Raw genomic sequence first — 20,883 nt, 5'->3', positions numbered from 1 at the left:
GGCGCCCTCCTCACCCTCCTCCCGCTCCCTCGCCCTCGCCCTCTCCCCCGACGCGCCCCGAGTGCACGGCTTGGCGACGAGTGCACGGCTTCTCGACGCGAAGAAGCCGTGCGCTCGGCAGGATGCCGTGCACTCGGGGCGCGTCGGGGGAGAGGGCGAGGGCGAGGGAGCGGGAGGAGGGTGAGGAGGGCGCCGCTCTTGACTTTTGGATCCAGTATCCATTCAATGGGAACAACAGGAGAAGAAGGGTCAGGAGGCGACATGCACATCGGGTACGCCGTGATGCTCGAGCAGGTCGAGCCGACCGCCGTGATCGCGAACTGCGTCCTCGCCGAGGCGCACGGGTTCCGCGGGATCATGGCCACCGACCACTTCCAGCCCTGGCTGCCGCGCCACCGCAATGCCGCGCACGTGTGGACCATGCTCGGCGCGATCGGCGCGCACACCACCGGTGACCTCGGTCCCGGTGTCACGACCCCCGGCTTCCGCACACACCCCGCCGTCGTCGCACAGGCCGCGGCTACCCTCGCGATGCTGTATCCGCGGCGGACCTGGCTCGGCGTCGGGTCGGGGGAAGCCCTGAACGAGCACATCGTCGGCGACTACTGGCCCGAGCCCGCCGAGCGCATCGACCGCATGTTCGAGGCCGTCGACCTGATCCGCAAGCTCTTCACCGCCTCGATCGCCGGTCGCGACACCCGCCACCGCGGCGAGCACTTCCGCATGGAGTCGACCCGGCTCTGGACGATGCCGCCCGCCGCCCCGCCGGTCTACGTCGCGACTGCCGGCCCCGCCACCGCGCGCCGCGCCGGCCGCAACGCCGACGGACTGATCACGACCTCCGCCGAGGTGGAGCGCCTCGCACCGCTGCTCGCCCGGTTCGCCGAAGGAGCGCGCGAGGCGGGCCACGACCCCGAGACCCTCCCGAAGGTGCTGCAGCTGCGCCTCTCCTGGGCGCCGACCGAGGAGCAGGCCCTCGCGAACGCGCTCACCGAATGGCCGGTCGCCGGACTCCGGATGCGCCGCGGCGACGTGCGCTCTCCCTACGACTTCGAGCAACTGGTGCGCGGGGTGACGGCCGACGACATGCGCGCCTCGATGCTCATCTCCGCCGACCCCGACGTGCACCGCGCGCAGATCCAGCGCTACGCCGACCTCGGATTCACGCGCATCTACCTGCACAACGTCGGCCCCGACCAGCGGGAGTTCCTCGAGGTCTTCGGCCGCGACGTGCTGCCGCAGGTGCACGCATGAGCGCCCCCGCGATCACCGTCTTCGCCCTCACCGGCATGGGCGAGGTGCAGCCGGGCGATGACCTCGTGGCCCTGATCCTCGCGACCGGCGTCGAGCTCGCGCACGGCGACATCCTCGTGGTCACCTCGAAGATCGTCTCCAAGGCGGAGGGCCGCTACGTGCAGGCCGCCGACCGCGAAGAGGCGATCACCGCCGAGACCGTGCGCCTCGTCGCCTCCCGCACGTTCGACGGGCACACCATGCGCATCGTCGAGAACCGCCTGGGCATGGTCGCCGCGGCCGCCGGCGTCGACGCCAGCAACACCCCCGACGGCTGGGTGCTGCTGCTGCCCGAAGACCCCGACCGGTCGGCGCGTGCGCTCGCCGCGGGGCTGCGTGCGGCCACCGGCGCCGAGGTCGGAGTGATCCTCAGCGACACCCTCGGCAGGCCCTGGCGCGAAGGGCAGACCGACGTCGCGATCGGTGGCGGCGGCGTGCGCATGATCGCCGACCTCCGCGGGACGACCGACCAGGCGGGCAAGGTGCTCAGCGTCACGACCCCGTGCGTGGCCGATGAGCTCGCCGCGGCATCCGATCTCGTCAAGGGCAAGGCGAGTGGCAACCCGGTGGCCGTGGTGCGCGGTCGCGCCGACCTCGTCGGACCCCTCGACCTCCCCGGCGCGTCGAGCATCGTGCGCGCCTCGGAGCGCGACCTGTTCTGGTTGGGCACCGCCGAAGCGCTCGACCAGGGCTACCGCGACGGCTACGCCGCCGCCCTGGCAGACCTCAGCGAGCAGGAACAGCCAGAACACGAACTGCAAGAACATGAACAGCCGGAACACGAACAGAAGGATGCGACATGACACTGACCCTCGGATACAAGGCCAGCGCGGAGCAGTTCGACCCGCGGGAGCTCGTCGAGATCTCGGTCGCGGCCGAGGCGCACGGCATGCAGTCCGTGTTCGCGAGCGACCACTTCCAGCCCTGGCGGCACACCGGCGGGCATGCCCCGTTCTCGCTCACCTGGATGGCGGCGGTCGGCGAGCGCACGTCGAGCATCCGCATCGGCACCTCGGTGCTGACCCCGACGTTCCGCTACAACCCGGCGGTGCTCGCGCAGGCGTTCGCGAGCCTGGGCTGCCTGTACCAGGACCGCATCATCCTCGGTGTGGGATCGGGTGAGGCGCTGAACGAGATCGCCACCGGGTTCCGCGGCGCGGGCGAGCAGGAGTGGCCCGAGTTCAAGGAGCGCTATGCGCGGCTGCGGGAGTCGGTGCGCCTGATGCGGGCGCTGTGGTCGGGCGACCGGGTGAACTTCGACGGCGAGTACTACTCGACGCACGACGCCTCGATCTACGACCGCCCCGAGGGTGGCATCCCGATCTACATCGCCGCGGGCGGACCGATGGTCGCGCGCTACGCCGGCCGCGCGGGCGACGGCTTCATCTGCACCTCGGGCAAGGGGCAGGAGCTCTACGTCGACCAGCTGCTCCCCGCGGTGAAGGAGGGGCTGGAGCAGTCCGAGCGCTCGTTCGACACGTACGACCGGATGATCGAGATCAAGCTCTCCTACGAGGAGACGCGGGAGGCGGCGCTGGAGAACACGCGCTTCTGGTCGCCGCTGTCGCTCTCGAAGGAGCAGAAGCACGACATCACCGACCCGGTCGAGATGGAGAAGGCCGCCGACGCGCTGCCGCTGGAGACCATCGCGAAGCGCTGGATCGTCGGGAACGACCCGGATGCCGTGGCCGCCGACATCCAGCATTACATCGACTGGGGCTTCAACCACCTCGTCTTCCACGCGCCCGGACACGACCAGCGTCGCTTCCTGCAGCTCTTCGAGCGCGACATCGCGCCCCGGCTGCGCGACACGACCCGCGGCTAGGCGTCCGACATGATCCGCGGTTCGGGAATCGGGGTGCCGCTGCCGGGCGCCCCCGCACGGGAATGGGTCGTGGTGATCCCGGTGAAGCGTGCCGAGATCGGCAAGTCACGGCTGCGGATCCCCGGCGTGGATCGCGAGCCCCTCGCCCGCGCGATCGCGCTCGACACGGTCGAGGCCGCGGCCGCGTGCGAGCGGGTCGCCCAGGTCATCGTGGTGACGAGAGACGAGGTCACGGCGACCGCGCTGCGGCTGCTGCCCCGGGTGCGTCTGGTGCGCGACCGCAGCGAGGGTCTCACGGCGGCGATCGAGCAGGGGGTGCGTGCGGCACCGGGTGACCGGCCGCGGGCGGTGCTGCTCGGCGACCTCCCCGCACTGCGTCCGGACGAGCTCGCCAGGGCGCTCGCGTTCGCCTCGTCGCACCCGCGGGCGTTCGTGCCGGATGCGGAGGGAACCGGCACCGTGCTCGCCACGGCGCGGGCGGGGTTCGACCTGCACACTCGCTTCGGTGGGGAATCGGCGGCCGCCCATCGCGCCGCCGGATTCGTCGAGGTCGGTCTTCCCGTGCTGAGCGGACTGCGTCGTGACCTCGACCGCGCCGAGCATCTCCGTGACGCGCGTCGCGCAGGTCTCGGTCCGCGGACCTCCGCACTCGTCGACCGCCCCCTGGTCCTCGCCTCATGACCGCATCCGGCGCGCCGCGCATCGTCGTCCTCGCGGGCGGCGTGGGCGGGTCGAAGTTCGTCGTCGGGGTGCGCGAAGCAGCGCGGCGGCGGTGGCCGGATGCCGCGGGCGGCACCCGTGCCGAGATCACGGTGATCGCCAACACCGGCGACGACCTGTGGCTGAGCGGCCTGCGACTGCAGCCCGACGTCGACTCGATGATCTACGCGCTCGCCGGAGTCAACGACACCGAGCGCGGATGGGGGCGCACGGGGGAGTCGGAGCGCGTCGCCGCGGAACTGCACGGGTGGGGTGCCGGGTGGCCCTGGTTCACGCTCGGCGACCTCGATCTCGGCGCCCACATCGCCCGGACGGGGTGGCTGCGCGAGGGCGCTTCGGTCACCGAGGTCATCGCCCGGCTCGCGTCGCGCTGGCCGCTCGGGGTGCGGCTGCTGCCCATGACGGATGCCGAGGTCGACACGCATGTGACGACCGCTCAGGGCCGGATGCACTTCCAGGAGTGGTGGACCCGGCACCGGGCATCCCTTCCGGCGCAGAGCTTCGACTGGCCGGGCATCGAGCACTCCACGCCGGCGCCGGGCGTGCTCGCAGCGATGGCCGAGGCCGACGCCATCCTGTTCGCCCCGTCGAATCCGGTGGTCTCGGTCGGCCCGATCCTCGCCGTGCCCGGTATCGCCGCTGCGGTGCGCGCAGCATCCGGAACCGTGGTCGGGGTATCGCCGATCATCGCGGGCGCCCCCGTTCGGGGCATGGCCGACGCCTGCCTCGCCGCCGTCGGGATCCCCGCCATGGCCGATGCGGTCGGCCGGCACTACGGTGCACGGGCGACGGGCGGTCTGCTCGACACCTGGCTCATCGGCGAGGAGGATGCGGCGCTCGCCGCGGTGCTCGAGGCGGAGGGTCTTCGCACGCCGGTGCGTCCGCTGTGGATGCGCGACCTCGACACCTCGGCCCGTCTCGCCGCGGATGCGCTCGACATCGCGCTCCCCGCCTGATCGGCTCGCCAGAGCTGGTCCCGCCGCACGAGCCGCCCGATAGGCCAAAAGTCGTAGACCGCCGCGCGAAGACTGGCCGAAGGTTTTCGGCCTTTCGGCGTAATGACTGGACCCCCGGCGCCGTCTCTTCCGGTGAGGGAATGTTCGGCCGAAAGGGGGCCGGACTTGCAGGAGGGGTGAGGGCGATGATGAATGATCGACGTCGCGTGGAGCGGCTGTTCGAAGAGCTGGAGGCCGAGTGCGGCACCAGCGTGGAGTGCCTCGCCGACCGGGTGTCGGCGCTGACCGGCATGGACGTCGAGATCGACGTCCTCGCCGACGAGGAGTGGATGGCGGTCGCGCCCTTCGTGCTGGCCGAGGGCGATCGCGTGCGGATTCCCGTGCGCGGTTCCGACCCGCGGTGGTTCCGACTCCACGTCGTGACGCACGAGCTCGCGCACGTGCTGTGCGGGCACGCGCGATGCGAGACCCTGCCGATGGCGTTCGACCAGCTGATGGCTCCGGCTCGCTCCTGTGCGCTCGCCGGAGTCGGGGGTGGGTCGCCAGGTGCTGTTCCTTCGGCGATCTCGGTGGCGGAGTACGAAGCCGAAGCGGAAGAGCTCTCGCTGCGGCTGAGCGCGTTCGTCCGCGCGCCGAGCCTGGCGCACGCCTAGGTCGACTGAGGCTCTCAGCGCCCCGGGGTCGGAGCCATCGCGTCCTCGAAGACGATGAGCGGTCGATCGCTCCCCGGACGGGTGAGCACCTCCGCGTCGACGCGCCACACACGGGCGATGAGCTCGCGCGTCAGCACCTCGTGCGGCGAACCGGCCGCCTGCACATGCCCGTCGGCGACCACGACCACGCGATCCGCGAAGGCCGCCGCGTGGTTGAGGTCGTGCAGCGCGGCGAGCACGGTCATGCCCTCGCGGGCGAGGGAGCGCAGCAGCACGAGCGCGTCGAGCTGTGCCCGGATGTCGAGGTGGTTCGTCGGCTCGTCGCACAGCAGCAGCGATGGACGCTGAGCCAGGGCCCGCGCGAGGTTCACGCGCTGGCGCTCGCCGCCGGACAGGGTCGCGGCGTCACGGTCGGCGAACTCGAGCGCACCGGCGCGCATCATGGCCGCATCCATGGCCGCGGCATCCGCCTCCTCGCCCTCGAACGACAGCCATCCGCGGTGCGGGAGCAGCCCGAGACCGACGATGTCGCGACCGGTCATGCCCTCCGCCGCCGACCACTCCTGCTCGACCAGGGCCACCCGCTGTGCACGCTCGCGTCGCCGCAGCGCCGGGAGGGAGGCGCCGTCGAGCGCGAGAGCCTCGACCTCGCCGCGCAGCGTGCCCGCGATCAGGCGCAGCAGGGTGCTCTTGCCCGAGCCGTTGGGGCCGAGCAGCGCGGTCACCTCGCCGCCGGGAGCGGTGATGTGCATGCCGTCGACGATCAGCCGGTCGCCGTGACCGAACCGGATGCGGCGGGCGTCGAGGCCGCTCGCCCGCATGCCGGTCATGCGCGGCTCTTCCGCATGCGCAGCAACAGCAGCGCGAACACGGGGCCGCCGATCAGGGCGGTGACGATGCCGACCGGCAGCTCGCGGGGCTCGAACACGGTGCGGGCGATGGTGTCGGCCCAGATGAGGAACACCGCCCCGGCGAGGAAAGAGACCGGCAGCAGGGCGCGATGCCGGGCGCCGACGACCGCGCGCACCGCGTGCGGCAGGATCAGCCCGACGAAGCCGATCGAGCCGCTGACCGCGACGAGGGCTCCGGTCAGCAGTGCCGTGCACACGAAGAGCAGCACCCGCAGGCGAGTGACCGGGATGCCGAGTGCCTCGGCGGCGGTGTCGCCCAGCACGAGGCTGTCGAGCGGGCGGGCCGCGGCCAGCAGCGGCACCGCGCACACGACCACGGCGACCCCGGCCAGGGCCGCATCCGCCCAATCGGCGCCGCCGAGCGAGCCGAGCAGCCAGGCGAGGATCTCGCGGTAGCTGTCGTTGGTCGCACTCCAGAAGATCACCAGACTGGTCAGCGCGGCGAGCACGGCCGACACGGCGAGCCCCGCGAGCACCACGGCGGTCGCCCCCGCGGAACCGGCCGCACGCGCCAGGCCGAGCGTCAGCGCCAGGGCCAGCAGTGCACCGGCGAAGGCGGCGAACGGCAGCGCCACCGCGGCGCCCAGGACGATCACGATCACGGCGCCGGTCGAGGCCCCGGACGAGAGCCCGAGCAGATACGGGTCGGCGAGCGGATTGCGGGTGAGCGCCTGCATCACCGCGCCGCACAGGGCCAGGCCGCCTCCGACCGCGGCGGCCGTCAGAACCCGAGGCACGCGGCCCTCCCAGATGATCGCGTCGCGGATCGGGGTGAGCCCGCTGGCGGCCCCGGTCAGGTGCGACCAGACGCTCGCCACGAGCTCGGCCGGGGTGATGTCGGCGGGACCGATCGCGACCGCCGCGACCACACTTCCGGCCAGCGCGAGCAGCAGCACAGCGATCGCCGAGACCGTGCGCCGCCGCGGGCGCGGGGCCGATGCCGCTGCGAGGGGGATCGCCGCCCGCAGCGGAACCGTGACGCTCACTGCTCTCCGAGCTGCGTCACGATCGACTCGACGGCGTCGACGTTGCGGATGCCGGCCTCGGTCGCGGGGAAGTCGACGATCACGAACCGCTCGTTCCGCACGGCGTCGAGCTGCGCGGTGACCGGGTTCGACGTGAGCAGCGCGATCTTGGAGGCCGCCGTGTTCCAGGCCGCATCCACCAGCACGATCACGTCGGGGTCGGCCTCGGCGATCAGCTCCCACGAGCTCGACGTCCAGGTGTCGTGCACGTCGGCGAACACGTTGTCGAGCCCGGCCGTCGACATGATCATCTGCGGTGCCCCGATGCCCGCGCCGACGAAGGGCTGGTCGGTGCCGGACGAGTACCAGACGGCGGTGAGGCCGCGGTCGTCGGGGGTGATCGCGTCGAGCGCCGCGCGCTGCTCCTCGACCAACGCCGCCACGGCCTCCTCTTCGCAGAGCAGCTCCCCGGCCTCGGTGAAGCCGTCGAAGACCGTGTCGAACGTGAGGGGATCGGGCATGTAGCCCTCGGCCTTGCACGCGGCAGGAGCGACGTAGGTGGTGATGCCGAGGGCCTCCAGGTCGGCGCGCTCGCCCGCTCCGTCGACCGAGAAGTTCGACTCCCACCCCGCGAACACCAGGTCGGGTTCGAGTTCGAGTACGGCCTCCTTCGACGGCACCTTGTCCGAGACGACCGGGATGTCCTCGGCAGCCGCGGCGAGGTCTTCGGGCAGCGGGCCGTCCGAGAAGGCGGATCCGATGATCCGGTCGCCCGCGCCGAGCGCCAGGGCGAGTTCGAGCGTCGATGACTTGACGGTGAGGATCCGCTGCGGTGCGGCATCGACCGACACCTCGGTGCCGCAGTTGTCGAGCACGACGGGTTTCGGAGCGGCGGCAGCGGCGGGAGCGGCGGGAGCTGCGGCGCATCCGCTCAAGCCGGCGGCGAGGAGGAGGGCGAGGGCAGGGGCGGCGCCGAGAGCGCGGGCGGTGGCAGGCATGGTTCTCCGGGAGACGAGGACGGGAAGGGGCGCAAGAGAGAGCACGTTCGCAGTCCAGGTCGGGACCACCGGCATCGACCAATCGGGTCGACGTGATGCGGTCATGCTACCGCGGATACTGGATCCAGATCAATACTGGATTCTGGATCCAAAATGGGTCAAGATGGGAACCGCCCCACCGCAGCGGCACAGATCGCCGACCGCGATGCCGCGTTCAGCCGAGAGGAACCCATGCAGACCACACCCGTCTCGTACTTCAGCGAGGGTCAGCGCATCTCCGCCGTGTGGCGCACGCCCGACCACGACGGACCGTACCGCGCGATCGTGCAGGGGCCCGGCTGGCTCGGACTCAAGGACGCCAAGCTCTACGTCCGCTATCACGAAGCCCTCGTCGAGGCCGGCTTCGCCGTGCTCGTGATCGACTACCGCGGCTTCGGCGACTCCGAGGGCGACCGCGGCTACCTCTCGCCGGCCTGGCAGCTGCAGGACCTGGTGAACGCCGTGACCTACCTCACCACCCGCGACGACGTGATCGCCGACGCGATCGGCGTCTTCGGCACCGGCGGCACCGGAGGCGGCAACGCCGTGCTCCTCGCCGACGCCGATTCGCGCATCAAGGCCGCCGTCAGCCAGGTCCCCGTCGCCGACGGCGAGGACTGGCTGCACCGCATGCGCAGCGAGTACGAATGGCTCGACTTCCAGAACTCCCTCGCCGAAGACCGCCGCCAGCGCGTCGCCACGGGGGAGGGGCGCATCGTGCATCCCCGCGAGGAGATCATGATCCCCACGGCCGAGCGTCGCGCCACGAAGATCAAGGCCGACGTCGACGACCGCATCCCCACCGCCGTGCCGCTCGCATGCGCCGAGGGCATCATCGCCTACCGGCCCATCGAGGCGGCCGCCCGTCTGACCACGCCGCTGCTCGTGATCGGTGTCGAGGGCGATGCGACCACCCCGACCGATCACGCCGAGGCGCTGTACGAGGCCGCGCGCGGTCCGAAGCAGCTGATCATGCAGCGGCACACCACCCATTACGCCGCGTACGACGCGTACTGGGAGCAGACCACCCCGGTGATCGTCGGCTGGTTCGACCGGTACGTGCGCCCGGCGCACCTCATCCACCGGTCTTCGCCGTCGCCCGCGATCGGCGAGTCCGTCACCACCGAATCCGTTCCGGCACAGTCCGTCAGCAAAGAGGAGGTCGCGCGATGAGCGTGGATCTGAAGATCACCGGCGGCACCGTCGTCACCCCCGCAGGCCCGGTCGTCGCCGACCTGCTCGTCGCCGACGGCAAGATCGCCGGCATCGTGGCCGCCGGCACCGAGATCGCCGCCGAGCGCACGGTCGACGCCACCGGCAAGCTCGTGCTCCCCGGCATGGTCGACGTGCACGTGCACACCCGCGAACCCGGCTACGAGCACAAGGACGACATCTACACGACGAGCCTGCAGGCCGCGGCCGGTGGCGTCACCACGATGTTCGGGATGCCGAACCTCAAGCCGCCGACCACCGACGTCGCCACCCTGACCGACGTGTTCCACCGGTACGAGGAATCGTCGATCGTCGACTGGAACCACAACCCCGCGCCGACCAAGTTCGACGAGATCGCCGGCATGAGCGAGATGGGCATCCGGGCGTACAAGATCTACATGGTCGTCGACACCGGCCGCGACTACCCGCACCCCTCCGGCACCGGCATCCACAACCACGGGCACCTGCTCGAGATCATGGATCACATCGCCCAGACCGGCAAACGCTTCATCGTGCACCCGCACGACCAGGCGCTCATGGACTACATCGAGGGCGCCTACCTCGCCCGCGGCGAGAACACCCCGGAGGGCTACGCCTCGGCCTACGCCGCCCGCGAGGGAGTGATCTGGGACACCGCGATCGACGTCGTGCTGCGCCTCGCCGAGGCCTCCGGCTGCCCGGTGCACATCGCGCACATCCAGACCCGCCGCTCGATCGAGGCCGTGCGCCGCGCCAAGCAGAACGGCATCGACGTGACCTGCGAGGTGAACCACTGGGCGCCGTTCCTGTCGACCTGGAACGACGTCGAGACGCTCGGCCCGTACGCGCTCAGCTACTGGGTGCCCGACGACAACCGCGCTGCCGTCTGGGAGGGCATGCGCGACGGGACGATCGACATCGCCGCCAGCGACCACGCCCCGCACACGCGTGAGGAGAAGGAGGTCGGGTGGACGCAGATGTGGAGCTCGCACACCGGCACCCCCGGCATCCAGTACTACTACGAGCTCATGCTCGACGCCGTGAACAAGGGTGAGCTCGACCTGCAGCGCGCGATCGACATGGTCGCCCACATCCCCGCCGCCAAGTTCGGCCTGGAAGGCGTCAAGGGTTCGCTCACGATCGGGGCGGATGCCGACATCGTCATCGCCGACCTCGCCGAGGAGTGGACCATCACCAACGACGGCGTGCTGTCGAAGATCGGCTGGACTCCGTATGACGGGCGCACGATCACCGCCCGCATCCAGCGCACCCTCGTGCGCGGTGTCGACGTCTACGTCGGCGACGAGGTCGTCGGCGATCGCACATTCGGAAAGCTCGCCGCATCGGCGGAAGACAGGGCGGCATTCGCCGCGGAAGGGAACTGACATGAAATTCGGACTGCTGCTGCCGCACTTCGGCGAGGAGGCGAGCAAGGAGAAGCTCCTGGAGGGGTCCAAGCTCGCCGAGAGCTTCGGATTCGACTCCGTCTGGGTGCGCGATCACCTGGTGTTCGAGCCGCACGGCGAGATGGAGAAGCCGAACCGCACGTTCTACGACGCGCTGACGACCCTCACCGCCATCGGCGCCGTGACCGACAAGATCGAGCTCGGCACCGGCTCGCTCATCCCGTTCCGCCATCCGCTGGTCACGGCCCTCATGGCCGGCACGATGACCCAGCTGCTCGGCCCGCGCCTGATCCTCGGGTTCGGCGCCGGCACGTTCGACCACGAGTTCGACGCGATCGGCTGGGGCGACCTCGACCGCGTGGAGATGGTGCGCTCGAACGCCGAGATCCTGCGGCGCGTGTTCACCGAGAACGACGTCACGTACGACGACGGCATCTTCAAGTTCGACAACGTCACGATCGAGCCGAAGCCCGTGGGTGGACGCATCCCGTTCTGGTACTGCGGCGCGACCCCGCGCTCGGCCCGTCTCGCGGCGGAGTTCGCCGACGGATGGATGCCGGGACGCACGGGCCTGCTCACGATGGAGAAGCGCATCCAGACCATGCGCGAGATGACCGACGAGAACGGCCGGCCCATGCCGACCATCGCCGTGATCCCGCCGACCTCGATCGAGGACACGCGCGAGGAGGCCCTGAAGCACGTGAACATCCCGGGGCTTCTCGCCTGGGCGAACAAGGCCAAGTTCGCGGTGAAGCCGCCCTCCGGCAGCTTCGAGACCGTCGAAGACCTCGAGGGTCAGCTGATCGTCGGCAGCCCCGACGAGGCGGTCGAGCAGATCAAGCGGTTCGAGGAGGTCGGCACCGAGCACCTGGTGTTCGACTTCCGCTTCAAGTTCGATCGGTTCTTCGAGCAGATCGAGCTGCTCGGCACCGAGGTGCTTCCTAAGCTGCGATAAGCCGCGCACCGGCGCGCGGCGATGAGACGAGAGGTCGACGATGACTGACGTGAACGACACCGCACGGGACTCGGCGGATCCGCTGATCTCGGTCACCGGACTCTCGGTGAGCTACGACGTCGCGCGGACGGGAAAGAAGCTGATAGCCATCGAGGACGTCGACCTCGACGTGTTCGAAGGCGAGTTCATCACGGTGCTCGGCCCGTCGGGGTGCGGAAAGACGACGTTCATGAACGTCATCGCCGGCCTCGTCGCGCCGAGCACCGGCTCGGTCCTCGTCGACGGCATGGAGGTGCATGGTCCCGGACCCGACCGGGCCGTGGTCTTCCAGGACTACGCACTGCTGCCCTGGCGCACCGTGTTCGACAACGTCAAGTTCGGGCTCGAGATGCAGAAGGGCCTGCGCACCGCCGACTGGCGGGCGAAGGTGCAGGAGGCCATCGACATGGTGGGCCTCAAGGGGTTCGAGTCGTCGTATCCCCGCGAGCTCTCCGGCGGCATGCAGCAGCGCGTGGGTCTCGCCCGCGCGTTCGTCGCGGAACCCCGCATCCTGCTGATGGACGAGCCGCTCGGCGCCGTCGACGCCCTCACCCGTGAGGTGATGCGCGACGAGATCGAGAAGCTCATCGAGGCGACGGGCAAGACCGTCCTCTTCATCACGCACTCGATCGAGGAGGCGATCCTCCTCGGCGACCGCATCGTCGTGTTCAAGAGCCACCCCGGCGCGATCAAAGAGATCATCACCACCGGCATCCCACGCCCGCGGTCGGAGCGGTCTGTGCAGCACGATCCGCGTTTCCTCGAACTCCGCGACCACCTCTGGGAGGCGCTGGAGGGTGAGGCGACGGCGGCAGCGGTGTCGAAATGACCGCGCTCCTCGCCACCGGGCCCAACCTCGGCAGGGGTGGTGTCGCGGCCTGGCTCGCCGGCCTGAGCGCCCGAGGCAAGGCCGCGGTCATCGCGATCGAGGTCGTCATCCTCCTCGTGCTGTGGCAGCTCGTGGTGGGGGTCTTCGGGTGGATCAGCCCGGTCTTCCTCCCTCCGCCTCTCGCCATCGCACAGGGCTTCGGCGAGATCGTCGCGAACGGCTCGCTCGCCGCCAACGCCGGCATCTCGGTGCAGGCGTGGTTGACCGGTTTCGCGCTCGCGGTGGTCGTCGGCATCCCGGTCGGGCTTCTCATGGGTGCCTCGCTTCCGGTCGACCGGGTGATCGGCCCGATCGCCTGGACGATCTACGCGACGCCGTCGATCGCCTATCAGCCGCTCGCGAAGGCGTGGTTCGGCTTCGGCATCGGTCCGGTGATCTTCCTCGTGACGATCAGCGCGATCTTCCCGATCCTGTTGAATGTCGCCGCCGGCATGCGCACCACGAACCCCTCGATCATCCGCGCCGCCCGCGTCTACGGCGCCGGTCGGATGCGGCTCTACCGCTCGGTGTACCTGCCGTCGACGGTGCCGTTCCTGTTCGCGGGCCTGCGGCAGGCGGTCGTGCTCGCCACGATCGGCATGGTCGTGGCCGAGCTCGCCGGTTCGTCGAGCGGCATGGGCGCGCTCATCATCCGCGCCTCGAACACCTATCAGACCGACCAGGCGTTCGCCGCGATCGCGGTGGTCGTGCTGTGGAGCGTGGGCATGACCCAGGTGGTCACGGCCATCGAGCGCGGAGTCGCGCCGTGGACGAGGAAAGGCAAGCGATGAGCGTCGTCTCGGCAACCGGAACCGTCCGCATCGTGCGGCCGCGGCGTGTGGTGCGCGCGGGCGAGGGCAAGTGGACGCTGCTCCTGATCGGAGTGATCGCCGCGGTGCTGCTCCTGTGGGAGGCGGCCGTCAGTTGGTTCCACTGGATCCCCGAGGCGTTCCTGCCCGCACCGACCGCGGTGGCTGTCGCGTTCGGGCAGCTCATGGTCGACCCGGAGTTCTGGAGCGCCTTCGCGTTCAGCGTCACCAACCTGCTGATCGGCCTCGCGATCGCGATCGTCGTCGGTGTGGTCGTCGGTCTCGCGGTCGGCTGGTCGCCGGTGCTGCGCTTCATGGTCGCGCCGTTCCTGTGGGTGCTGTACTCGACGCCCAAAGTCGCGCTCGCGCCGCTGTTCATCCTCGGGCTCGGACTCGGCAGCGAGTCGAAGATCGCGCTGGTGATCCTGCTCGCGGTGTTCCCGATCCTGCTGAACACGATGGAGGGTGCGGTCACGGTGAACCCCTCGCTCGTCAACGCGGCCCGGGTCTACGGCGCGAAGGGAATCGGCCTCGGGTGGAAGGTGATCTTCCCCGCGACGCTGCCCTACAGCCTCTCCGGCATCCAGCGCGGTGCGGCCCTCGGGTTCACGGGTGAGGTGCTCGGCGAGTTCCTCGGCGGCACCGGCGGCCTCGGCCACCTGCTCGAATTCGCCGCGTACCAGTTCCGGATGGACGAGGCCATCGCGATGGTCGTGGTGATGGTCATCATTGCCAACCTCACGCTGCTGCTCATCTCCGTGCTCCGCCGCCGGCTCGCGCCCTGGTACGACGAGCGCAAGATCGTCGGCTGACCCCGCGCCGACTCCCGACTCCCGGCCCCCGTCTCATGCGCGACGGGGGCCGGGTCTGTTCGGCGGGCACGGGGTAGCGTTGCCGGGTGCCGATCGATCGAAGCCACATCCGGGTGAAGGCGATGACGATGCCGAGGCGCTGCCCCTCTATCCCGCCGGGGTCGTAGGGCTACTCGCTCAGCGGTAGATCTCGCGGCGATGCCCGGCGGCGAGGACGAGCACGACCAGGCGATCGTCTTCGATGTCGTAGATCAAACGGTAATCCCCCACGCGGACGCGCCACGCGCCATCGCTGTTGACGAGCATCTTCGCCGCAGGCGGTCGAGGTTCTTCGGCGAGGAGTTCGATCGCTGCCTGAAGTCGGCGCCGGGCCTGCGGATCCAGCTTCCGCAACTGCCGCTGTGCCGGCGCCGCGATGTCGATCCGGTAGCTCACACGAGCCCCAGTTCCGCCTTCACTTCCTCCCAGGGCACGGGGAGCGATTCGGTCTCCGCAGCTTCGCGGCGTGCTGCCACGGCGGCGGCCGCGTCCTCGGCGTCCTCGGCGATCTCGCGAAGGCGATCGAATTCATCCGCGTCGACGATGGCCACGACGCGGCGCCCTCGGCGGGACAGGAACACGGGCTCGTGCGTGAGGTGGGCGCGATCGACGAGCGCGCCGAGCTGACGCTTGGCATCGGAGACGGGCAGCACATCAGTCATGGACTTATGGTACCAAACGATCAAACTGATCGGTTTGCATCATCTACACACGAAGAGGCCCCACCGCCATGCGCAACGGTGGGGCCTCTCGTGTGACTCAGCGGGTCACGGGTACGTCAGCGTCGCAGGCCCCTCGTTGTCGAGGCCCAGGAGATCGTGCGCCTTGCGGAGGTACACGAGCTGCTCGTCGTCGAACTCGAGCGGCTCGAGCTTCTGCGTCTCGATGGTGGTGTCCCACGCCTCGCCGTCGAAGTACAGGTTCGGGCAGGCGAGGTGGCCGTCGAGGATCCAGACGCTGTCCGACTCCCGCAGCTCCGCGACGTCGAAGTCGTTGGCCTCGTAGATGTCCAGTGCCTCCTCCGCGTTCTCGGGGAACTCGCCGGGTGCGGGTGCCGTCATGAAGTCGGTGCCCTTGAGCGTGGCGCGCAGGAACCGGACGAGGGTGTTCGGGTTCTCCTGCGCCCACTGGGTGCCGGCGATCTGCACGTCGTTGGCCCAGTTGCGCAGCGACTCCACGACGATGTTCGCGCCGTGCGCCTCGAGGGCGGCCCGGTCGTCGGCATAGAACGGCTGCAGGCTGATCTTGTCGTTGACGAAGAACTCCGTCCACGACTCCGAGCCCGGGCCCGGGTAGACGACCTCGGCGTTGATCGACGAGACGTCCCAGCCCTCCTCCTTCAACACCTGCGCCCGCTGGAACTCGGCGGGGTCGCCGGGGGTTCCGGCGAGCACGATCGAGGTGCCGTCCAGATCGTCGACGCTCTTCACGTCGGACTGCACCGCGAAGTCGAAGTTCTGCCGGCAGTAGTGACCGGAGACCAGGTCGATCTCGACGCCGCCGCGGATGGCGTCGATCACGGTGCCGGTGGATTCGACGCCGATGTCGGCGCTGCCACTGGCGACCGCGGCCGTGACGTTGTCGGCGGTGATGACCTCGACGGTGAGGCCCTCCTCTTCGTAGTAGCCGAGGTCGCTCGCGAGGGTGAACATCGAGTACATCGTGATGTCGGGGAAGGGGATGGCCACCGTGATGTCGGTGTCTTCGGCGGCTCCGGGTTCGCCGTCGCCGAGGTCGACGGGCTCTGCCGGTGTCGGTGTCGGCGAGGCGCAGGCGGCCAGCAGCGTCAGTGCTGCGGCTCCTCCGACCACGGCGATGCCGAGTCTGTTTCGTGTCGTGCGCATGACTCTCCATTCGGGCAAGTGCGTGCGACTCCTCCGTGGAGTGGGGCGCCTCACGCGGATTTTGGGATACGGTATCCAATTTGGAATCCGGTGTCCATGCTTTGCGGGATATCGTGCTCGAACAGGGTCTAGACGGCCGTGATGAAAATTGGATACAGTATCCCAAACAGATTCCCGCGATGAAGAGGTGAAGATGCGTGCCGCCGTGCTGAGCCGTCATGACTTGGACGGGTTGACCGTCCAGGAGACGGCCGAGCCGACGCCCGGGGAGGGCGAAGTGCTCGTGCGCGTCGACACCGTCGGCGTGAACCAGCTCGACCTCAACGTCATCGCCGGCATCGGGCCGGGAGCGCAGGCGCAGCTCCCCCGCATCCTCGGCATCGACCCGGCCGGCGAGATCGTCGCCGTCGGCGCCGGGGTCGACCGGAGGCGCATCGGCCAGGCCGTCGTCGTCAAGCCGAACATCGCCTGCGGCACCTGCGCGCACTGCCTGGCCGGAGACGAGGCGAACTGCCCGGCGCAGACCGTCATCGGGGTGCACCGCGACGGCGGAGCGGCCGAGTTCGTCACCGTCCCCGCCCGCAACGCGATCGACCGCCACGGACTCGACGCCGCGCAGGCGACCGCGCTGGTCCACAGCGCCTCGATCGTCATCAACGCCGCCCGCACCGTCGCGCTCGCCGCAGACGACCGGGTGCTGATCACGGGCGCCGGCGGCACGCTCGGACGAGCCGCGGTCGCCATCGCCCTCGCCCGCGGCGCCGACGTGGTCGCGGCGTCACGCCGCGCCATCGCCCCCCTCGGCGACGAGCAGATCATCCAGGCATCGGATGCTGCCGCCCTCGCATCCGCACTCGACGGGGGAGAGGGTTTCGACGTCGTGCTCGACGTGTCCGGGCATGCCCCCACCCTCAGCGCCGGGATCTCCGCGCTCCGCTGGGGCGGTCGGGCCGTGTTCTGTGCGGCATCCGTCGACAGCGATCTCCGCATCGACGCCCGCGACTTCTACCTGCGCCGCAAGCAGCTGTCGGGTGTCGCCAGTGCGCGCTACGCCGACGTGGCCGAAGCGCTCGCGCTCGCCGGGTCGGGGGCGCTGCCCTCGCTCGTCGGCACCCGCTACGCGCTGGACGACATCGCCACGGCGTATCGCGACTTTCCCCGCAAGGGCGACGGGAAGGTCGTCGTCGATGTGCGCTGACCACCCTCGGTATCGAAGAGGAGACCAGAAGTGACGAGTACTGCATCGCCGGGCGCCGGAGCGCTGGCCGGGATCCGAGTGGTCGAGCTGGGCCAGTACATCTCGGGTCCGTTCGCGGCCAAGCTGCTCGCCGACCTCGGCGCCGACGTCGTCAAGGTCGAGTCGCCCGAGGGTGACCCGATGCGCCGCTGGGAGGGGCGGGCGACGATGAGCCCGCAGTTCGCCGCTTACAACCGCGGCAAGCGCGGCGTCGTCCTCGACCTCAAGACCACCGAGGGGCTCGCGGCCCTGTTCGGCCTGGTCGACGATGCCGATATCGTGCTCGACAACTTCCGCCCCGGCGTGGCCGAGCGGCTCGGCTTCGGCCCCGAGGCACTGCACGCTCGCAACCCGCGCGTGATCACGTGTTCGATCACCGGCTTCGGGCCGACCGGACCCGCCGCGAAGCGCCCCGCGTACGACACCGTGATCTCGGCGACCGGCGGCATGTACAGCCAGGTCGTCCCGGCATCCACGATCCGTCCGCTCGGGCCGGCGTTCTCCGATCTGCTGTCGGGGATGTCGGCCGTGCAGGCGGTGCTCGCCGCCCTCCACGCCCGCGATGTCAGCGGGGTGGGGGAGCACGTCGAGGTCACGATGGTCGGCGCGCTGCTCGACTTCCTCACCGAGTCGGCTTCGGCGTTCCTCGAGACCGGCCAGGTCTCGTCTCCCGACTCGCGACCCCGCCGCGCCCAGGCCTACGCCTGCCGGGGGTCGGACGACAAGGCGTTCGTGATCCACATGTCGGTGCCCGAGAAGTTCTGGACCGGGCTGCTCGATGTGCTGGAGCGGCCCGACCTCGCCGACGACCCGCGGTTCTCTACGCGCGAGGGGCGCGTGCGCAACTATGACGAGCTCGACGTGGTGCTCAAGGAGATCGCCGCCACCCGACCCCGCCAGTACTGGCTCGACCGGCTCGCCGCGCACGACATCCCGCACGGCCCGCTGAACACGATGGGCGACCTGTTCGACGATCCGCAGATCGCGAGCATGGGGTTGGTGGAAGAGATCGAGGGCCCGGATGGCGCGCTGCGCGTGCCCGTGCCCAGCATCCGATTCCAGCGATCCGGGCGTCCCGAGCTGCGCTACGCCCCGGGGCTCGGCGCCGACACCGAGGCGATCACCGGACTGCGCCCCGCATCCGAATCCGCAGACACCGAACCCGCACCAGCGAAGGAAGGGGCTGCCTGATGCCCGGCATCGACGACCTCGTCGCGATCGACGTCCACACCCACCCGCAGACCGAGGAGTTCATCGCGGCGATGGGCCAGCGGCACTCGCAGATGTCGGCGCACTTCGGGCGCGAACGGCCGGTCGTGTCGTTCGCCGAGCAGGCCGACCAGTACCGCGACCGCAAGATGATGGCCGTGATCGTGAACTCCGACTCCGAGACGACGAGCGGCATCAAGGGTGCGCCCAACGACCTCCTCGGCAAGGCGCAGCAGGACCACCCGGATGTGTTCCTCGCGTTCGCCGGCATCGATCCGTGGAAGGGCGAAGCGGCGGTCGCCGAGATCCGTCGGATGCACGCGGAGTACGGCATCAAGGGCGTCGGAGAGCTGAACCCGTCGCGGCAGAAGTTCCTCGCGAACGACCGGCGCTTCTTCCCGATCTGGGAGACCTGCGCCGAGCTCGGACTCGTGGTCATGTTCCACTCCGGCTTCCCCGGCGCCGGTGCCGGCACCCCCGGCGGTGGCGGCTATCGCCTCGAGAACGCCCGGCCCGTGCCGTACATCGACGATGTGGCGGCCGAGTTCCCCGAGCTGAACATCATCAGCGCGCACCCGGCCTGGCCGTGGCACCTCGAGAACCTGGCGATGGTGTGGCACAAGTCGAACGTGTACCTCGACCTCTCCGGCTGGGCGCCGAAGTACCTGCCGCCCGAGGTGGTCCGCTACGCCGACTCGCTGATCTCCGACCGGGTGCTGTTCGGATCGGACTGGCCCGTGATGACCGCGGATCGCTGGATGGCCGAGTTCGACGAGCTCGGCCTCAAGGAGGAGTCGCGCCGGAAGATCCTGCTCGACAACGCACGCAAGCTGTTCCGGCTGTGAGCGGCAAGGAAGGAGCCGATCGTGGCTGAACTGGTGATGGCCGCGGCGACCCCGCACAACCCGCTGCTGTGGCGGGCGATGCGGGAGCCGATGCCCGACGATCTCGTCCAGGTCGAGGCGAACTTCCGTCGCATCCGCGAGGCGATCTCGGATGCCGGTGTCGACACGCTCATCGTGCTCGGCACCGACCATGTGCGGCAGTTCTTCTCCGACAACTCGCCCGCGTTCATCGTCGGCAAGGCCGCGTCGTACCACGGCACTTACGAGAACGAGGTGCGCACGTTCGGCATGGAGTACGCCGAGCTGACCGGCGACCCGGAGCTGGCGACGCAGATCACCGGCCGCGAGGTGCTGCCCGAGACGATCGACTTCTCGGTCTCGCACGAGTGGCGGCTCGACCACAGCTTCGTGCTGCCGCTGCAGTACGTGCGCCCAGAGCTCGACCTGCCGATCGTGCCGATCCACGCGAACTCGATCCTGCCGCCGCTGCCGACCGCCGCACGCTTCGCCGCGCTCGGCCATCATCTGCGCACCGCGGTCGAGTCGTGGGAGAGCGACGCCAGGGTGGGGCTGCTCACCTCGGGGCACATGGCCACGGATGTCGGCGGGCCGCGCACGTTCAACGGCTCACCCGACCCGGAGTTCGACGCCGAGGCGGTGGCGTGGATGCGCGACGGCGACCTCGACGGCGCGATCGCCGGATGCCGCTACGACCGCATCATGGCCGCCGGCAACGTCACCTACCAGTACGTGAACATCGTTGCCGCACTCGCCGCGATGCAGGGGCGTCCGGCCGAACTCGCCGAGGCCACGACCTCGCGCTTCGCATCCAGTCCGTTCTTCCTATGGAGGGCCGCATCGTGAGTCGGTACATGATGAACAAGTTCATCCGCGCCGTCGAGATGAGCACCGCGAACGTGAACGCCTACGTCGCCGACACCGCGGGGTTCGTCGACGGCTGGCTCGCCGGGGGAGCGGGACCCGATGCGGTCACCGACGACCGGATGCTGACGCCCGAGGAGCGCACTGCTTTCGTGAACCGCGACTACGGGACGCTGTACGGCCTCGGCGCGCATCCGTACCTGCTGTGGCACTTCACCGAGGCCGTCTACGAGCACGAGTACACCGAGGGATTCGGATGGCGTGAACTCGTCGAGCGCTACCGTGCCGCGATCATCCCGCACGGCGAGGTCGACGACATCCCCTGATCGGTTCCGCATCCCCGTCGGAGATTCGCCGTTCCCTCGGCCACTTTCCTGCAGAGAGGCC

24 protein-coding genes are annotated in these 20,883 nt (G+C 69.9%); 18 read left to right on the top strand and 6 right to left on the bottom strand.

All coding sequences use genetic code 11. The annotated features are described in order from the left end of the window. From CQ034_RS19690 to CQ034_RS18035, 7 genes are all read left to right on the top strand, one after another. A partial coding sequence (locus CQ034_RS19690; protein WP_219860814.1) for a hypothetical protein occupies window positions 1-184 on the top strand: 184 nt, incomplete at its 5' end. 77 nt (window positions 185-261) lie between these two features. Further along, a complete protein-coding gene (locus CQ034_RS18060; RefSeq protein ID WP_105712161.1) occupies window positions 262-1,254 on the top strand; it encodes a TIGR03557 family F420-dependent LLM class oxidoreductase in 993 nt (330 codons plus the stop codon). After that, complete coding sequence (gene cofE / locus CQ034_RS18055) at window positions 1,251-2,096, top strand: coenzyme F420-0:L-glutamate ligase (RefSeq protein ID WP_105712160.1); 846 nt, start codon at window positions 1,251-1,253, stop codon at window positions 2,094-2,096. The genes CQ034_RS18060 and cofE overlap by 4 nt, the downstream gene beginning before the upstream one ends. After that, entirely contained in the window at window positions 2,093-3,118 is a 1,026-nt protein-coding gene (gene fgd / locus CQ034_RS18050) for a glucose-6-phosphate dehydrogenase (coenzyme-F420) (RefSeq protein ID WP_105712159.1), read from the top strand. The genes cofE and fgd overlap by 4 nt, the downstream gene beginning before the upstream one ends. A 9-nt stretch (window positions 3,119-3,127) precedes the next feature. Beyond that, complete coding sequence (cofC, locus tag CQ034_RS18045; protein ID WP_105712158.1) at window positions 3,128-3,799, top strand: 2-phospho-L-lactate guanylyltransferase; 672 nt, start codon at window positions 3,128-3,130, stop codon at window positions 3,797-3,799. Beyond that, window positions 3,796-4,794: a 2-phospho-L-lactate transferase gene (cofD, locus tag CQ034_RS18040; RefSeq protein ID WP_105712157.1), complete on the top strand. Its 999-nt coding sequence runs from the start codon at window positions 3,796-3,798 to the stop codon at window positions 4,792-4,794. The genes cofC and cofD overlap by 4 nt, the downstream gene beginning before the upstream one ends. Window positions 4,795-4,979: 185 nt before the next feature. Beyond that, window positions 4,980-5,447 (top strand): hypothetical protein, encoded by a 468-nt coding sequence (locus CQ034_RS18035; RefSeq protein WP_105712156.1) that lies wholly within the window; start codon window positions 4,980-4,982, stop codon window positions 5,445-5,447. A 14-nt stretch (window positions 5,448-5,461) separates the two neighbouring features. On the opposite strand, the gene CQ034_RS18030 is transcribed toward CQ034_RS18035, so the two are convergent. From CQ034_RS18030 to CQ034_RS18020, 3 genes are read right to left on the bottom strand one after another with little or no spacing between them, the layout of a single operon-like run. Further along, window positions 5,462-6,277, bottom strand: coding sequence for an ABC transporter ATP-binding protein (locus CQ034_RS18030; RefSeq protein WP_258134264.1), 816 nt, complete (start codon window positions 6,275-6,277; stop codon window positions 5,462-5,464). Further along, complete coding sequence (locus CQ034_RS18025; protein ID WP_374956824.1) at window positions 6,274-7,344, bottom strand: putative F420-0 ABC transporter permease subunit; 1,071 nt, start codon at window positions 7,342-7,344, stop codon at window positions 6,274-6,276. Before CQ034_RS18025 ends, CQ034_RS18030 begins: the two co-directional genes overlap by 4 nt. Beyond that, a complete protein-coding gene (locus tag CQ034_RS18020; RefSeq protein ID WP_105712155.1) occupies window positions 7,341-8,321 on the bottom strand; it encodes a putative F420-0 ABC transporter substrate-binding protein in 981 nt (326 codons plus the stop codon). Before CQ034_RS18020 ends, CQ034_RS18025 begins: the two co-directional genes overlap by 4 nt. A gap of 153 nt (window positions 8,322-8,474) precedes the next feature. Here CQ034_RS18020 and CQ034_RS18015 point away from each other — a divergent pair, with 153 nt between their 5' ends. The 6 genes from CQ034_RS18015 to CQ034_RS17990 are packed head-to-tail and all read left to right on the top strand — an operon-like array spanning window position 8,475 to window position 14,440. Next, on the top strand, window positions 8,475-9,533 hold the full coding sequence (locus tag CQ034_RS18015; RefSeq protein WP_219860812.1) for an alpha/beta hydrolase: 1,059 nt from the start codon (window positions 8,475-8,477) through the stop codon (window positions 9,531-9,533). Continuing rightward, entirely contained in the window at window positions 9,530-10,936 is a 1,407-nt protein-coding gene (locus CQ034_RS18010; protein ID WP_105712154.1) for a dihydroorotase family protein, read from the top strand. Before CQ034_RS18015 ends, CQ034_RS18010 begins: the two co-directional genes overlap by 4 nt. Window position 10,937: 1 nt before the next feature. Then, on the top strand, window positions 10,938-11,912 hold the full coding sequence (locus tag CQ034_RS18005) for an LLM class flavin-dependent oxidoreductase (protein WP_105712153.1): 975 nt from the start codon (window positions 10,938-10,940) through the stop codon (window positions 11,910-11,912). A 40-nt stretch (window positions 11,913-11,952) separates the two neighbouring features. After that, window positions 11,953-12,780 carry an ABC transporter ATP-binding protein gene (locus CQ034_RS18000; RefSeq protein WP_105712152.1) on the top strand — a complete coding sequence of 276 codons (828 nt, stop codon included), beginning with the start codon at window positions 11,953-11,955 and terminating at the stop codon, window positions 12,778-12,780. Next, a complete protein-coding gene (locus CQ034_RS17995) occupies window positions 12,777-13,610 on the top strand; it encodes an ABC transporter permease (RefSeq protein WP_105712151.1) in 834 nt (277 codons plus the stop codon). Before CQ034_RS18000 ends, CQ034_RS17995 begins: the two co-directional genes overlap by 4 nt. Then, window positions 13,607-14,440 carry an ABC transporter permease gene (locus CQ034_RS17990; protein ID WP_105712150.1) on the top strand — a complete coding sequence of 278 codons (834 nt, stop codon included), beginning with the start codon at window positions 13,607-13,609 and terminating at the stop codon, window positions 14,438-14,440. Before CQ034_RS17995 ends, CQ034_RS17990 begins: the two co-directional genes overlap by 4 nt. A 177-nt stretch (window positions 14,441-14,617) precedes the next feature. On the opposite strand, the gene CQ034_RS17985 is transcribed toward CQ034_RS17990, so the two are convergent. From CQ034_RS17985 to CQ034_RS17975, 3 genes are all read right to left on the bottom strand, one after another. After that, window positions 14,618-14,875 (bottom strand): type II toxin-antitoxin system RelE/ParE family toxin, encoded by a 258-nt coding sequence (locus CQ034_RS17985; RefSeq protein ID WP_105712149.1) that lies wholly within the window; start codon window positions 14,873-14,875, stop codon window positions 14,618-14,620. Then, window positions 14,872-15,141 (bottom strand): type II toxin-antitoxin system Phd/YefM family antitoxin, encoded by a 270-nt coding sequence (locus CQ034_RS17980; protein WP_055871358.1) that lies wholly within the window; start codon window positions 15,139-15,141, stop codon window positions 14,872-14,874. Before CQ034_RS17980 ends, CQ034_RS17985 begins: the two co-directional genes overlap by 4 nt. Before the next feature lie 105 nt (window positions 15,142-15,246). Next, window positions 15,247-16,323: an ABC transporter substrate-binding protein gene (locus tag CQ034_RS17975; protein ID WP_105712148.1), complete on the bottom strand. Its 1,077-nt coding sequence runs from the start codon at window positions 16,321-16,323 to the stop codon at window positions 15,247-15,249. 193 nt (window positions 16,324-16,516) lie between these two features. Here CQ034_RS17975 and CQ034_RS17970 point away from each other — a divergent pair, with 193 nt between their 5' ends. The 5 genes from CQ034_RS17970 to CQ034_RS17950 are packed head-to-tail and all read left to right on the top strand — an operon-like array spanning window position 16,517 to window position 20,822. Continuing rightward, the gene (locus CQ034_RS17970) at window positions 16,517-17,521 is read left to right on the top strand and encodes an alcohol dehydrogenase catalytic domain-containing protein (protein WP_146114879.1); all 1,005 of its coding nucleotides are present in this window, start codon (window positions 16,517-16,519) and stop codon (window positions 17,519-17,521) included. 30 nt (window positions 17,522-17,551) lie between these two features. Continuing rightward, complete coding sequence (locus tag CQ034_RS17965) at window positions 17,552-18,751, top strand: CaiB/BaiF CoA-transferase family protein (RefSeq protein WP_105712146.1); 1,200 nt, start codon at window positions 17,552-17,554, stop codon at window positions 18,749-18,751. Next, on the top strand, window positions 18,751-19,614 hold the full coding sequence (locus CQ034_RS17960; RefSeq protein ID WP_105712145.1) for an amidohydrolase family protein: 864 nt from the start codon (window positions 18,751-18,753) through the stop codon (window positions 19,612-19,614). The genes CQ034_RS17965 and CQ034_RS17960 overlap by 1 nt, the downstream gene beginning before the upstream one ends. 21 nt (window positions 19,615-19,635) lie before the next feature. Then, window positions 19,636-20,478: a hypothetical protein gene (locus tag CQ034_RS17955; protein ID WP_105712144.1), complete on the top strand. Its 843-nt coding sequence runs from the start codon at window positions 19,636-19,638 to the stop codon at window positions 20,476-20,478. Between the two features lie 8 nt (window positions 20,479-20,486). Beyond that, window positions 20,487-20,822: a hypothetical protein gene (locus CQ034_RS17950; protein WP_146114878.1), complete on the top strand. Its 336-nt coding sequence runs from the start codon at window positions 20,487-20,489 to the stop codon at window positions 20,820-20,822. Window positions 20,823-20,883 lie beyond the last annotated feature (61 nt).

The sequence above is a fragment of the Microbacterium sp. MYb45 genome (genome assembly GCF_002979655.1).
GTDB lineage: Bacteria > Actinomycetota > Actinomycetes > Actinomycetales > Microbacteriaceae > Microbacterium.
Note: the sequence above shows the minus strand (reverse complement) of the source record. Positions and strands in the feature narration are given on the sequence as shown.